This window comes from Desulfobacteraceae bacterium, assembly GCA_022340425.1.
GTDB lineage: Bacteria > Desulfobacterota > Desulfobacteria > Desulfobacterales > JAABRJ01 > JAABRJ01.
Genome location: JAJDNY010000104.1, coordinates 1 through 12,059, shown reverse-complemented (window position 1 = coordinate 12,059; position 12,059 = coordinate 1). Strand labels below are relative to the sequence as shown.

Annotated in this window: 14 protein-coding genes; 8 read left to right on the top strand and 6 right to left on the bottom strand. The window is 66.6% G+C overall.

What is annotated here, in order from left to right; all coding sequences use genetic code 11:
- A partial coding sequence (locus LJE63_09310; protein MCG6906813.1) for an HD domain-containing protein occupies positions 1-429 on the bottom strand: 429 nt, incomplete at its 3' end.
- Positions 430-751: 322 nt separating this feature from the next.
- On the opposite strand from LJE63_09310, the gene LJE63_09305 reads away from it, so the two are divergent.
- Positions 752-1,558: a hypothetical protein gene (locus LJE63_09305; GenBank protein ID MCG6906812.1), complete on the top strand. Its 807-nt coding sequence runs from the start codon at positions 752-754 to the stop codon at positions 1,556-1,558.
- Between the two features lie 11 nt (positions 1,559-1,569).
- On the opposite strand, the gene LJE63_09300 is transcribed toward LJE63_09305, so the two are convergent.
- On the bottom strand, positions 1,570-2,262 hold the full coding sequence (locus LJE63_09300) for a cytochrome b/b6 domain-containing protein (GenBank protein MCG6906811.1): 693 nt from the start codon (positions 2,260-2,262) through the stop codon (positions 1,570-1,572).
- 68 nt (positions 2,263-2,330) lie between these two features.
- Complete coding sequence (locus tag LJE63_09295) at positions 2,331-3,533, bottom strand: hypothetical protein (protein MCG6906810.1); 1,203 nt, start codon at positions 3,531-3,533, stop codon at positions 2,331-2,333.
- Positions 3,534-4,003: 470 nt separating this feature from the next.
- Here LJE63_09295 and LJE63_09290 point away from each other — a divergent pair, with 470 nt between their 5' ends.
- Genes LJE63_09290 through LJE63_09260 form a run of 7 tightly spaced genes read left to right on the top strand, consistent with a single transcriptional unit; the run spans position 4,004 to position 9,269 of the window.
- Complete coding sequence (locus LJE63_09290) at positions 4,004-4,912, top strand: zinc ABC transporter substrate-binding protein (protein ID MCG6906809.1); 909 nt, start codon at positions 4,004-4,006, stop codon at positions 4,910-4,912.
- The gene (locus LJE63_09285; GenBank protein MCG6906808.1) at positions 4,909-5,727 is read left to right on the top strand and encodes an ABC transporter ATP-binding protein; all 819 of its coding nucleotides are present in this window, start codon (positions 4,909-4,911) and stop codon (positions 5,725-5,727) included. The genes LJE63_09290 and LJE63_09285 overlap by 4 nt, the downstream gene beginning before the upstream one ends.
- Positions 5,728-5,736: 9 nt before the next feature.
- Complete coding sequence (locus LJE63_09280; protein MCG6906807.1) at positions 5,737-6,588, top strand: metal ABC transporter permease; 852 nt, start codon at positions 5,737-5,739, stop codon at positions 6,586-6,588.
- Between the two features lie 10 nt (positions 6,589-6,598).
- Positions 6,599-7,069 (top strand): transcriptional repressor, encoded by a 471-nt coding sequence (locus LJE63_09275; protein ID MCG6906806.1) that lies wholly within the window; start codon positions 6,599-6,601, stop codon positions 7,067-7,069.
- Positions 7,066-7,530 carry a membrane protein insertion efficiency factor YidD gene (gene yidD, locus LJE63_09270; GenBank protein MCG6906805.1) on the top strand — a complete coding sequence of 155 codons (465 nt, stop codon included), beginning with the start codon at positions 7,066-7,068 and terminating at the stop codon, positions 7,528-7,530. Before LJE63_09275 ends, yidD begins: the two co-directional genes overlap by 4 nt.
- Positions 7,531-7,534: 4 nt before the next feature.
- Entirely contained in the window at positions 7,535-8,089 is a 555-nt protein-coding gene (locus tag LJE63_09265) for a rhodanese-like domain-containing protein (GenBank protein ID MCG6906804.1), read from the top strand.
- A 25-nt stretch (positions 8,090-8,114) separates the two neighbouring features.
- Positions 8,115-9,269 carry an aminotransferase class V-fold PLP-dependent enzyme gene (locus tag LJE63_09260; GenBank protein MCG6906803.1) on the top strand — a complete coding sequence of 385 codons (1,155 nt, stop codon included), beginning with the start codon at positions 8,115-8,117 and terminating at the stop codon, positions 9,267-9,269.
- On the opposite strand, the gene LJE63_09255 is transcribed toward LJE63_09260, so the two are convergent.
- From LJE63_09255 to LJE63_09245, 3 genes are all read right to left on the bottom strand, one after another.
- Positions 9,260-10,732 carry an AAA family ATPase gene (locus LJE63_09255; GenBank protein MCG6906802.1) on the bottom strand — a complete coding sequence of 491 codons (1,473 nt, stop codon included), beginning with the start codon at positions 10,730-10,732 and terminating at the stop codon, positions 9,260-9,262. The two genes, LJE63_09260 and LJE63_09255, sit on opposite strands and share 10 nt — an antisense overlap.
- 193 nt (positions 10,733-10,925) lie before the next feature.
- Positions 10,926-11,525: a DUF2284 domain-containing protein gene (locus tag LJE63_09250; GenBank protein MCG6906801.1), complete on the bottom strand. Its 600-nt coding sequence runs from the start codon at positions 11,523-11,525 to the stop codon at positions 10,926-10,928.
- 208 nt (positions 11,526-11,733) lie between these two features.
- A complete protein-coding gene (locus LJE63_09245) occupies positions 11,734-12,012 on the bottom strand; it encodes a hypothetical protein (GenBank protein MCG6906800.1) in 279 nt (92 codons plus the stop codon).
- Positions 12,013-12,059: the final 47 nt, after the last annotated feature.

Sequence of the window (12,059 nt, the reverse complement as noted above, 5' to 3'; positions counted from 1 at the left end):
CACCGCCACCCGGTCGGCCAGGTGCAGCAGGTGGCTGCCTCGCGGCACCGGTCGGCCTTCGTGGGTTTCCCCCGCCCCGTGGTCCCAGGCCAGGTGGTGGAAGCGCACCATCCCGGCCACCTCCCGAAACGGCGCGAACTCTCTGAGCAGCAGGTAGCCGGCCTCCGCGTGCTGCATCGGCCGGGTCTCCTCGAAGGCCAGCAGGTCCAGGCGCTCGTACAGTGAAAAGGCCCCGATATCGTGCAGCGCGCCGGCGAGACAGACCTCGCGGCAGGCATCCGCGTCAAGCTCCATCTCCTCGGCCAGCCGCAGGGCAAGGTAGGCCACCCGCAGGCTGTGCTCGGCCAGGGCCGGGCTCATCAGGTCGAAGGTCCTGGCCAGGGGGCCGACCAGATCCCAGAGTGTGACATGCAGGTTTGCGGTTTTCATGGTGACCTCCAAGACAAGGCCCGGGCGGTTGTGGGCCGCTGACCGCGACGATGGGGTCGGCCATGCGGCTGCCCATTGCGTCAACCGCTAATCGGCGCTATGCTGAGGTTGTTTGAGGCTGAAAGCAGCCAGCCACTCTTCGCCCCCAACCCCTTGATGAAACGGTAAAAAGTCAAAAACCAGACAGCTTCGTAAAAAAGCCGAGTTACGGCGCGCAAATCTCAGCGGCGTGAGGCGTATTTATTTACGCCGCAGCGACTTCGAGGTGCAGCGCAAGGCGGAAATTGGGTTTTTTACGGAACTGTCAACCCCTTGGCAAGCGATGAATCTATTATCCCGCCTGGAACCCGCCTTTCACCGCGTGGTGGACGCGATTTATCGCCGCCGCCCCCAGCCTTTCCCCGGGCGTGAGCGCTTGCGTCGCTGTAAAATCATAGCCCACCGCGGCCAGCACGACAACCGCGGGGTGCCCGAAAACACCCTGGCGGCATTTAAAGCCGCGCGCTCGTGCGGGGTGTGGGGGATCGAGCTGGACATCCGCTGGACCCGCGACCTGGTGCCGGTGGTGATCCACGACCCGGACCTGCGCCGGGTGTTTGGGCTGCCCCTGCGGGTGGCGGCGCTGACCTTTGCCGGGCTGCGCGCACGCGCCCCGCTGGTGCCGACGCTGGCGGAGGTGGTGGCCGCCTGTGGTCGGCGCCTGCACCTGATGATCGACCTGAAGCAGGAGCTGTTTCCGGACGCACCAAATCAGCGCCGCCGCCTGGCCGAGGAACTGGCCGCCCTGACCCCCGGGCGCGACTATCATTTTCTGTCCCTGACGGCGGCGGTTTTCGATACCTTCGAGGTCGCCCCGCCGCAAACCTTTCTGCCCGTGGGGCAGGGGCCCCTGGGGGGTGTGAGCCGGCTCGCCCTGGAGCGCCGCTACGGCGGCCTCACCGGCCACTACGTGATGCTCAGCGACCGCCTGATCCGGCGGCACCGGCAGGCCGCCCAGGGAACCGGCACCGGCTTCGTGGCATCCCGCAACTGTCTCTTCCGTGAGCTGAACCGTGGGGTCGACTGGATATTTTCAAACCACGCCGCCGCCCTCCAGGCGCTGCGCGACGCGCTTTTGGCCGCCGGTTAGCGGCTGTCCCCTCAGCCCACCAGCAGGTAAACGGCCCCGGCCGCCAGAAGCGCTATTACGGCGGCCAGCCAGGTGGGACCGTCCGCCGGCGACGCGGCCGCGCCTTCCCAGTTTTTAACCCCGGTGATCATCGGTTTGATCAGGTTCTCGCCCTTGACCGCCCAGTGAAAAAGAACCGCCCCCAGGTGCAGCCCGACCAGCACGACGATGATCTGGCGGTTGAAGAGGTGGCTGCGGGTCAGGGCGTCGCTGGTGGCTTTTCCCACCCAGGAATAGAGCGGGCCTTCGGTCAGGATGTCGTCGTTGGCGAAAAGACCCGTTCCCGCCTGAAAGAGCAGAACTGCCAGCATGGCGATGACCGACCAGCCGCCCAGGGGGTTGTGCCCCAGGTGGCGGGGGGTATCGGGGCCCAGCAGCGTCCGGGCGTAGCCCAGAACCGCCCGCGGACCTTCGAGGAAGGCGGCAAACCGCGCTGAGCGGCTGCCGCACAGTCCCCAGACCAGCCGGAAGAGCAGCAGCACCAGGATCGCCAGGCCGCTTTGCTCGTGGTAGCTCATGGCGGTGCCGCCGATCCTGCCGGTCACAAACGAGGCGGCCACCAGGGCCGCCAGCAGCCAGTGAAAGAGCCGCGTGGGAAGGTCCCAGACCTTTACCGGCTGGGCGGCTTCGCCTGATTTGGCGTCATTCCGGACGGGTTTCTGCATGTTCGCTGCTCCCTTGGTGCCCCCGCCTGAAGCGCACCCCGCCGTGTGCTGGTGCAAGCGGCTGCGGTTTAATGCCGGCAGACGGTGGGCTTGTCGTTGGCGTCGATGTGGATGCAGACGAAATCACCGGTTTTAAAACCGATGCGCTTGAACTCCTGGACGATGCGGTCGTGGCGTTCGATTTCCCAGTAGACCGACCACAGCGGGTTGCGCACCGTGTCGATGCCGTAGGCGTCATGGCCGCAGAGATTGATGCGGATCTTGTCCTTGGCGATCAGGGTGTCGGCCTCGGAGAGAAAAAAGTCGATCTGGTAGCGGTTGTCGAGCAGCAGGCGGGATAGCGCTTTCTGGTGCTCCGGGCTGTCGTCCAGGTAATGGTTGGCCACCTGGTAGAGGTCCTCGGGGACCTCGATGGACAGCCCCAGGACCGCGAAGCGCTCATGGCGCAGGGCAAAATCCTCCAGCGTGGTTTCGCAGCTCCGGATGAGACCGCGGATCTCCTCCAGGCCCGCTTCGATGGGGTGGCCGGCGTTGACGATATCCTCGCACAGGCCGACGATAGCGAGGTAAAGCGCCATGTTGTCCATCACGTAGATGGGGCGTTCGCGGTAGTTGCGGCGCTTGCGGATGCGGCGGATGCCGTCCAGCTGGATGCTGCGCTCGCTTTCCTTCTGCTCGAGGACCTCCACCCGCGAGATGTCCTTGGCCTGCACCACGTGAATATCGGAGTCCTCGGAAACGATGTACTCGATCTCGCAGCGAAAGCCGAGATGCTCCTGGATCTTCTGGGAGAGGTCCTGCAGCCGGCGGTCGTGGGGTGTGCGGGTGATGTAGGGCTCGCTTTTGATCTTGTGGACCCGGTCGCGGCAGTAGCCGTATTCCCAGGTGCCGCCGATGATCTTGGCCATGACGTTGGAGCCGTTGATAAACGGCATCACGATGACCCCCATTTCCTTAGGGTCGATCTGGGGTGCGCGGTTGAACTTCTGCTGCCGCAGGATGGAAAGCCGCTTGGCGCTGGTGGCGAAATTGATCATGCGTTTCCAGGCGTAGACCACCCCGCCCACGTCGGCATAGGTTTCCAGGGAGTCGAAGGTGCCGCCCTTGAAAAATTCCTCCTGGGGGTGGGCGCTGCGGGCGATGATCTTGAAGCTGCCGCGGTGGGTGGCCAGGAACTCCTGCAGGGCGGTGAAATTTTTGGCCCGCAGGTCCGCGGCCGGGATGTAGATGAAGTCGGGCACGTTGAAGCCGGCCCGCTTCAGCGTTTCCAAAACGCGGGCCTTCTCGGGGACAGGGCAGGCGGAAGCGGATGGTGTCGTCATGGCGATTCGGGGTTTTTTTGTGATGGGTGTTCCAAACGGTGCCGATCTTCGCGGTTCACTATACCCTCTTCGAAGCGGCTTTCCAATACCCGCCAGGCCGGGACGATGCGATTTTCCCCAAAAACCGGGCGTTGGTTGAAAAAAACGCCCGAAGACGGCGGCATCCTCTTGCCCATGTGTCGGCCCAACCCGGTGGGGGCAGTCGGGCCGCTGGCGGCGCCTTTTAACGGCCCGGCAATTATCGTTTGGCATATTTTATAAAGGCGGTCTTCAAAAAATGCAATTGGATTGCATTCGGCTTTTGGATCTGATAGGGACGGCGGCAGCGGAGTTGGCGGCGATTGATGGCGGGCCGTCTTTGCAAACCGAGCCAAAACGCTGAAATCCGGGTTCTTGAAAGGGCGGCGAAGGAGAAACGGATGACACTGCGACACAGGGGATGGCGACTGATCGGATTTTTGATCGTACTCCGGATCTTTGGGGAGGTGGTCCCGGCCTCCGCCGGCGAGGCCCTCCCGGTTTTTGTCAGCATCCTGCCCCAGAAGTATTTCGTTGAACAGGTGGGCGGTGGCCATGTGGCGGTCTCGGTGATGGTGGCCCCCGGCGCCAGCCCCGCCACCTACGAGCCCAAGCCGCGGCAGATGGCGGCGCTGGCCGCCGCAAAGGCGTATTTCGCGGTGGGGGTGCCGTTTGAAGCCGCTTGGCTGCCGCGCATCCAGGCCGCCAACCCGCAAATGCGGGTGGTGGACACCGCGGCCGAAATCCTCAAGCGGCCGATGGCTGCCCATGCCCACGAAGGGGATGCCGATCACGATCACCACCACGATGCGGGCCCCCACGGGGCCCTCGACCCCCACGTGTGGCTCTCCCCGCCCCTGGTGAAGATTCAGGCCCGCGCCATCCGCGACGCGCTGGTGGCCCTGGACCCGATCCACCAGGCGGATTACGACGCCGGCCTGGGGCGTTTTGCCCAGCAGATCGACGATCTGGACCGCGAGCTGCGCGAGACCTTTGCCGGCCGCGAGGGTATGGGCTTCATGGTCTTTCACCCCTCCTGGGGCTATTTTGCGGATGCCTACGGTCTGGAGCAGATCCCCATCGAAATCGAGGGCAAGGACCCCAAGCCGGCCCAGCTCCAGGAGCTGATCGAAACGGCGCGCAGCCGGGATATCCGGGTGATTTTCGTTCAGCCCCAGTTTTCCGGTCAGAGCGCGGCGACCGTTGCGGCGGCCATCGGCGGCGCGGTGCTGCCCGCCGACCCCCTGGCCCCCGACTGGGCCGGCAACCTGCGCCGGCAGGCCGCCCAAATCCGAGGAGCGCTGCGATGACCGGGGACCCGTCCGGCACCTGCAGCGCCGGTTTTTCCGGTGCCCGGCCGTCGGCCGCCGAACCCCCGTTGGAGGCCGTGATTGCGGTCCAGGGGGTCAGTTTCGCTTATAACGGTCAGCCGGTTCTGGAGAACGTGGATCTCACCGTCACGGCCGGTGACTTCATGGCCATGATCGGCCCCAACGGCGGGGGCAAGACCACCCTCTTGAAGCTCATGCTGGGGCTGCTGACGCCCGGCAGCGGCACCATCCGGATTTTCGGCCAGGCCCCCGAGCGGGTGTCCCACCGCATCGGCTACGTCCCCCAGGATGTGCATGTCAACACCGATTTCCCAATCTCCGCCCTGGACGTGGTCCTGATGGGAAGGCTGAAGCCCGGAGGGGGCTGGAGGAGGGCTGCGGGCCGCGACCGGGTGGCCGCCCACGAGTGCCTCAACCGCCTGGGGATGGGCGCCTTCTGCGACCGGCGGATCGGGGCGCTCTCCGGCGGCCAGCGGCAGCGGGTGTTTATCGCCCGGGCCCTGGTCTGCCAACCGGAGATCCTCTTTCTGGACGAACCCACCGCCAGCATCGATCCCCAGGGCCAGGCGGATTTCTACCGGCTGCTGCGGGAGCTCAACCAGCGGATCACCATCGTGCTGGTCAGCCACGACCTGCTGACGGTTTCCAGCTACGTGAAGTCGGTGGCCTGCGTCAACCGCGGCGTGCACCACCACGCCGAGGCCGAGATGACCGGTGAAATGATCGACATGTACCGCTGCCCGGTGGAGATCATCGCCCACGGGCTGCCCCACCGGGTTTTCAAGGAGCACTGAGGCCGGCCCATGCTGGAAGCGCTGCAGTACGAGTTCATGCGCAACGCCCTCGCCGCCGGGCTGCTGGCCAGCGTCATCTGCGGCGTGATCGGCTCGCTGGTGGTGGTCAACCGGATCGTCTTTCTCTCCGGTGGGATCGCCCACGCGGCCTATGGCGGCATCGGGCTGGCCTTTTTCTTCGGCTGGCCCTACCTGGTGGGCACCCTGGGGTTTTCGCTGGCCGCCGCGATGCTGATGGCGCTGGTGACCCTGCATGCGCGTCACCGCGCGGACACCATCATCGGCGTGCTCTGGGCGGTGGGGATGGCCATCGGGGTGATCCTGCTGGATCTGACCCCGGGGTACAACGTCGACCTGATGAGCTATCTCTTCGGCAGCATCCTGACGGTGCCGCGGCAAGCCCTCTGGCAGATGGTGGTCGTTGCCGCCCTCAACCTGGTCATCGTGCTGGGGCGCTACCCGGAGTTTCTGGCCATGTCCTACGACGAGGAGTTCGCCCGCATCCGCGGGGTCCCGGTGCGGCCGCTCTACCTGCTGATGATCGCGCTGATCGCCGTTTCGGTGGTGGTCATCATCCGCGTGGTGGGCTTGATTCTGGTGATCGCCCTGTTGACGATCCCGCCCTATATCGCCGAAAAATACGCCCGTTCCCTGCTGCAGATGATCGGGCTGGCGGGGCTTTTAAGCGGCGGTTTCACCCTGGCCGGTCTTTACCTTTCCTACCGCTTCGACCTCACCTCCGGGGCGACCATCATCCTGGTGGCGGCGGCCGGCTTTTTCACCTGCCTGGCCTGGGAGCGGCTCAAAACCAGGCGCGAGCGGCCGCCGGCGGCGGAAAACGGCGGGCCGCCGCGGCGCTGAAAGGGGTTTCATGTGCCACCAGTGCAACTACGTCCGCGGCCTCAAGTCCTCGGGTTTGGGCTACACCCCCAACCGCCTCAAGGTGCTCCAGGCGGTCGGCCGCAGCGATGCGCCGGCCAGCGCCCAGGAGATCTTCGCGGCCCTGCGGCGCACCAGCCGGATCAACCGGGTGACGGTCTACCGCATCCTCGACCTGCTGGTGGAAAACGGTCTGGTGGAGCGTTTGAGCGGCGGCGGGCGAACCTTTTTTTACGGTCTGGCGCCCAGCGAGCACCATCCGCGGCATGCCCATTTTTACTGCAAGATTTGCGGCCGCCTGGTCTGTCTCAGCCCCGATTGCCTGCCGCTGGAGGGGGTCGCCCTGCGGGGGAAGCTTCCGGGCAAATTCGAGGGCCTGCAGATCCGGGTGGACGGCGTCTGCCGGGATTGCCTGACGGCCGAAGAAGGGGCCGCGGCGCCCGCAGCAGGGGGCCCAAGGTGACCCTCCGGCGGTGCGGTCTCCTGCTGGCGCTGGGCCTGCTGGCGGCCTGCGCCCACGGCGATCCCCCGACGGGCGGCGCGGCGGCCGGTCCCTTTGGGGCGCTCCTGACATTTTACCAGGGTCCGCTGGATCATCTGTCGGCGGTGCGCCGCGGGGATTGCCCGATGGTGCCCTCGTGCAGCGAGTACAGCCGCCAGGCGGTGGCCCAACACGGCCTGGCGGTGGGGTGGGCCATGACCATGGATCGCCTGATGCGCTGCGGACGCGATGGGCTGCGCTGGTCGCCGCGGGTGATTGTGGACGGCCGGGTGAAGTATCTGGACCCGCTTTCGGCCAACGATTTCTGGTGGGTCTCGGCCGAGGATAACCCTGCGGGGCCCGTGGGGCCGGCGCCGCAAGGCCGGCCGGGCGAAACCCCGAACCCGTCTCGACCGTACCCCCCGGGTGGGTGCGCGAGGTGAAACGATGAGGGGCAAGACAAGGCTGCTGATGGGGTGCGCGCTGCTGGCGGCTTTGGCGCTCTGCGGGCCGGCCCGCGGGCAGCGCGCCATGAGCGATGCGGCCAAGAAGGCGGTCGTCTACGGGATGTACGCCGACTACCGTCGGGAATTCCCCGGTGTTCAGGAACTTTCGCCGGCCGAGGCCATGCGCCTGTTCCAAGAGGGCAGGGCGTTTTTCGTGGACACCCGCCGGCCTGAGGAGATGGCGGTCTCGATGCTGCCCGGGGCCGTCTCACAGGCCGAATTTCTGGAAAACCCGGAGCGCTATGGCGACCGGACCGTCATCGTCTACTGCACCATCAGCTACCGCAGCGGCCTGCTGGCCGCGCGTTTGGCCGATCAGGGGCTCACGGTCTACAATCTCAAGGGCGGCCTGCTGGCCTGGGTGCTGGAAGGTGGGCGGGTTTACGACGGCGGGGGCGAGACCCGCCGGATTCACGTTTACGGCCCCAAATGGGATTACCCCCCGGCGGGTTACACGTCGGTCACCTTCGGCTTCTGGGACCGCCTGCGGCGCTGAGGGCCGCCGGCTGAAAGACGATCACATGAAAGAGCCCATCTATCTGGATTACAACGGCACCACCCCGCATGCCCCGGAGGTGATCGCGGCCATGCGGCCGTTTCTGGAGAACGCCTTCGGCAATCCCTCCAGCAGCCACTGGTACGGTATCCGGCCCAAGCGCGCCGTGGAGCAGGCCCGCCGTCAGGTGGCGGCGCTCTTGGGCTGCGCACCCGCTGAGGTGGTCTTCACCAGCGGTGGAACGGAGTCCAACAACCATGCCATCCGGGGGGTGGCGGCGGCGTTGAGCGGCCGCGGCCGCCACATCGTCACCAGCGCCGTGGAACACCCGGCCGTGCTGGCGGTCTGCCGCCACCTGGAGGCCCGGGGGGGCGCCGTGACCGTTGTGCCCGTCGACGGCCAGGGGCTGGTGGACCCGGCGGCGGTCGCGGCCGCCATCCGGCCCGACACCATCCTGGTCTCCCTGATGCACGCCAACAACGAGGTGGGCACGATCCAACCCCTGGCCGAGGTGGCGGCCCTGGCGCGTCCGCGGGGGATCCTGGTGCACTCGGATGCTGCCCAGTCGGTGGGCAAGATCCCGGTGGACGTGGCGGCGCTGGGGGTCGATCTGCTCTCCGTTGCCGGCCACAAGCTCTATGCCCCCAAGGGGGTCGGGGCGCTTTACATCCGCCGCGGGGTGGGTCTCGAAAAATTGTTGCACGGCGCGGGGCAGGAAAACGGGCGGCGGGCCGGGACCGAAAATGTGCTTGAAATCGTCGGGCTGGGCCAGGCCTGCGAACTCGCCGCACGGGACCTGGAAGCCAACCGGGCGCGCCTGCAGACCCTGCGGGACCGGCTGCAGGCGCTATTGTTCGCTAGCCTCGACGATGTCCGCCGCAACGGGCACCCCGTGAAGCGCCTGCCCAACACCCTCAGCGTCTCCTTCAAAGGACTCGAGGCCAACCGCATCCTGGAGGAAATCGGCCTGGAGGTGGCGGCCTCCGCCGGCGCGGCCTGCCATGCCGACACGGTGGCGGTCTCCCACGTGCTGGAGGCCATGGCGCTGCCGCTGGAATGGGCCAAGGGAACCCTGCGCTTCAGTCTCGGGCGGATGACCAGCGCGGCTGAAATCGAGCGCGCGGCGGCGGTGGTGATCGCGGCGGTGGTCAAGCTGCGCGGAGCCGCGGCTCAGGCGTAGTCGATCTCCTCCCGGAACCTGACGGCGATTCCCATGCGCTCCACCCGGATGACCTCCCCGGCCACCTTGTAGTGCCGCCGCGAGCGGGGCAGGGAAAAGGTCATGGTGACCGCCTGCCCCACCGAAAAGCGCTGGCGGGTTTCGATGAAGACCCCGCCGATGCTGAGATCGTCGATAAAATCGCGGATCACCCGGTCGCCCACCGTGTAGTCGATCGCCAGAGAAAGCCGCTTGCGCTTGTGCAGGCGTTTTTCGTCCAGGTAGAAAGCCGTTTGACGCCGGTCGGCGCGCCGGCCGGGCAACAGCGGCTGGAGCAGCGCCAGATCGGCGTCGCGATCGCCGGCGGGGCCGGCCCCGACCTCCGATGCCCCGCCGTCGCATTGCCGGGTCAGCTCTCCGGCATAGGTTTCCACCAGTTCCTCGGCATACTCCCGGAGCAGATCGCCGATGACCGAGCGCAGGGTTTCGGCCTCGCGGGCCTCGATGGTTTCCGGCAGCGGCACGCTGAGCTCAAGGCGCGGCGCTGCCGGACCGGGCGCCGCGGGGGGAGGCGCATCGATGGTTGCCTCGGGCGCCAGGTCCGGCTTACAAGTCGGCGCCTCCACTGCTGGTCTCCCCACCGCCGGGGACGCGCCGTCCTCTGCGGTTTCCTGCTCGAAGGGGTTCCTCAGCTTTGCGGCCGCCGCCGCCACCAGGTCGGCCCCCAGGGCCTGCTTTTCCTTGACGAAGCCGGTCAACAGGGCCAGGTCCGCGAGGATGTTGATCAACCGCGGGTGACCCTGGGAGAAGGTATGGATCACCGGGATGGCGTCGGGCCTGAAGATCGGCCGGCGGGCGCCGGCGACCCGCAGGCGGTGCTGGACGTAGAGGGCGGTTTCTTTTTCGTTCAGTGGCTGGATGTGGTGGCGGGTGGCGGATGGCCCGCGCAGGAAAGCGTTGGGCGGGCTTTGGATCACCTCCAGGAATTCCTCCTGACCCACAAAGAGGATCGTCAGCGGCCAGTGCGGGCGCGAGGTACCGGGCTGCAGCAGCCGGTTGAGTTCGCCCAGGTGGAGCGGTGGCAGGCGCTGAGCCTCGTCGACGATCAGCAGAGCGCGGCGGCCGTCGGCGGCGGTTTGGTCCAGAAACTGGGAGAATTCGGCGACAAAAGCGCGCTTGTCGGGGCACGTGCCCGAAAGACCGAAATCGTGGGCCGCGAAGTTGAGGAAATCGAGGATTTCCATCCCCGGGTCCGGGACCCGGGCGGTGACGAAGCCCTCCCCCAGGCTGTTGACCAGGGCGTTGATCAGCATGGTTTTGCCCGTGCCCACCCCGCCGATCAGGACCAGCACGCCGCCGCCGCTTTCAACCGCGGTCTGCAGGGTGCCCAAGGCCCTGAGGTGCTTTTCACCCAGCCACAGAAAACGTGGGTCCGGGCAGATTTGAAACGGTTTGGCCTCCAAGCGGTAGTGCGAAAGATACATGTTACGGCTCTCAGCGGCTGAGGGGGGGCAGCGCCGCGACCCTTGCAGCTTCCGCCGGGGCCCTGACCTGTTTGTGCAGCCTGTGGACGCTGCGCAGCTTATCCCTGTATCGGACGGCGTGGTTCGATGCTATAGAATTTTACCGAATTTCGGAGGCTTGGACGGTCGCCAGGCCCGTATCGGGCACGGCGGTTCAGCCCAGCAAGAGCAGGCCCATCAGCAGCCCATCGGGGGCGTTTTGGGGGGCGCTGGCGGCCGTCAGGGGTTGTATCGGCCAGCCGGCCTCCCGGGCCAGTCGGAAGGCGTCGATCCCGGCCCCCGAAAGGGACGGCCGGGCCGCGCGCGGGTAGCGGCAGGTGAAGGGCGCCCGCAGCGCCGGGCAAACCGCTGATTTGGGGCAGAAAAGAGGCTTGCAGGACCCCGCGCCGAAGGCCATGCAGTGGGCGGCTCCCCGGCGCCGGGCATAGCGCTCCAGGGCCGTTGCGATGATGTGGATTCTGCGGGCGACCGGGTGGTGACCGTCGGTCAGCAGGAAGGCGGCGGGAACGTCGATCTTGAAGACCAGGGCATGCGAAAAGCGGCTCATCCGGCTGCGCAGCTGGTCCGGGCGGATGCTGTGGGGCGGGCAGTTGCGGCTTTGACCGAAAGCCGGGCAGCGCGGGGTGCGGCAGAAGGCCGCCAGCCGGTCCTGGATCGAGACCGCGGCGGCCGGCAGAATGACGGCATCCGCGGCGCCCAGTGCCCATGCGCGCCGCTTGAGGGCGCCGAGCAGGACCGCCGGGAGGCCGGTCATTGTCCCTGACCGCATGGTTTTTGTCGGGCGGCAATCCGCGCCATTGTCATCAAGGCCTCGGTTTCCGGTCTTCCGGGGGCGGCGATGTTGACTGGCCGTCCGCTCCCGTGGGATCCCGACCGCAGGCCCGACCCGCTGGTGGCCTCACCGCTGGCTCGGGGGGGCCTAAACCTGTTCTTCATGGGCGCAGCTGGGGGATAGTGGCAGTTTAGACGCTGAATTGGGGCAGATGGGCCGCCATGAAGCCGGAGCGGCCGGCCAAGCCCAAAGCTGACGGTCGACGGCCGGGGATCAGCTGCTGTTTGGCCTGCTCGGCGAGGTGTTGGAGTTCCTTGAAGGCTGAAATCATGTCCAGTCGGGCTTTTTGAATGCGTTCCAGGTTGTTGGTCTTCAGCTCGGCCATATAGCGGCGGTGGCTGGTGGCATAGCGCTTTGACATGGATTCGATATCCTGCAGACCACCGCTGAGATCAATACTTGTGCCCATTTGGGTTCTCTCCTCTGGTTGCGGTTGCATCAACCGGCCCATAAAAA

What these genes read in the sequence shown, in the direction of transcription:
- LJE63_09305 (MCG6906812.1), top strand. Translation starts at nt 752, where the DNA reads ATGAATCTATTATCCCGCCTGGAACCCGCCTTTCACCGCGTGGTGGAC.
- LJE63_09300 (MCG6906811.1), bottom strand. Translation starts at nt 2,262, where the DNA reads ATGCAGAAACCCGTCCGGAATGACGCCAAATCAGGCGAAGCCGCCCAG.
- LJE63_09290 (MCG6906809.1), top strand. Translation starts at nt 4,004, where the DNA reads ATGACACTGCGACACAGGGGATGGCGACTGATCGGATTTTTGATCGTA.
- LJE63_09285 (MCG6906808.1), top strand. Translation starts at nt 4,909, where the DNA reads ATGACCGGGGACCCGTCCGGCACCTGCAGCGCCGGTTTTTCCGGTGCC.
- LJE63_09280 (MCG6906807.1), top strand. Translation starts at nt 5,737, where the DNA reads ATGCTGGAAGCGCTGCAGTACGAGTTCATGCGCAACGCCCTCGCCGCC.
- LJE63_09275 (MCG6906806.1), top strand. Translation starts at nt 6,599, where the DNA reads ATGTGCCACCAGTGCAACTACGTCCGCGGCCTCAAGTCCTCGGGTTTG.
- LJE63_09265 (MCG6906804.1), top strand. Translation starts at nt 7,535, where the DNA reads ATGAGGGGCAAGACAAGGCTGCTGATGGGGTGCGCGCTGCTGGCGGCT.
- LJE63_09260 (MCG6906803.1), top strand. Translation starts at nt 8,115, where the DNA reads ATGAAAGAGCCCATCTATCTGGATTACAACGGCACCACCCCGCATGCC.
- LJE63_09255 (MCG6906802.1), bottom strand. Translation starts at nt 10,732, where the DNA reads ATGTATCTTTCGCACTACCGCTTGGAGGCCAAACCGTTTCAAATCTGC.
- LJE63_09250 (MCG6906801.1), bottom strand. Translation starts at nt 11,525, where the DNA reads ATGACCGGCCTCCCGGCGGTCCTGCTCGGCGCCCTCAAGCGGCGCGCA.
- LJE63_09245 (MCG6906800.1), bottom strand. Translation starts at nt 12,012, where the DNA reads ATGGGCACAAGTATTGATCTCAGCGGTGGTCTGCAGGATATCGAATCC.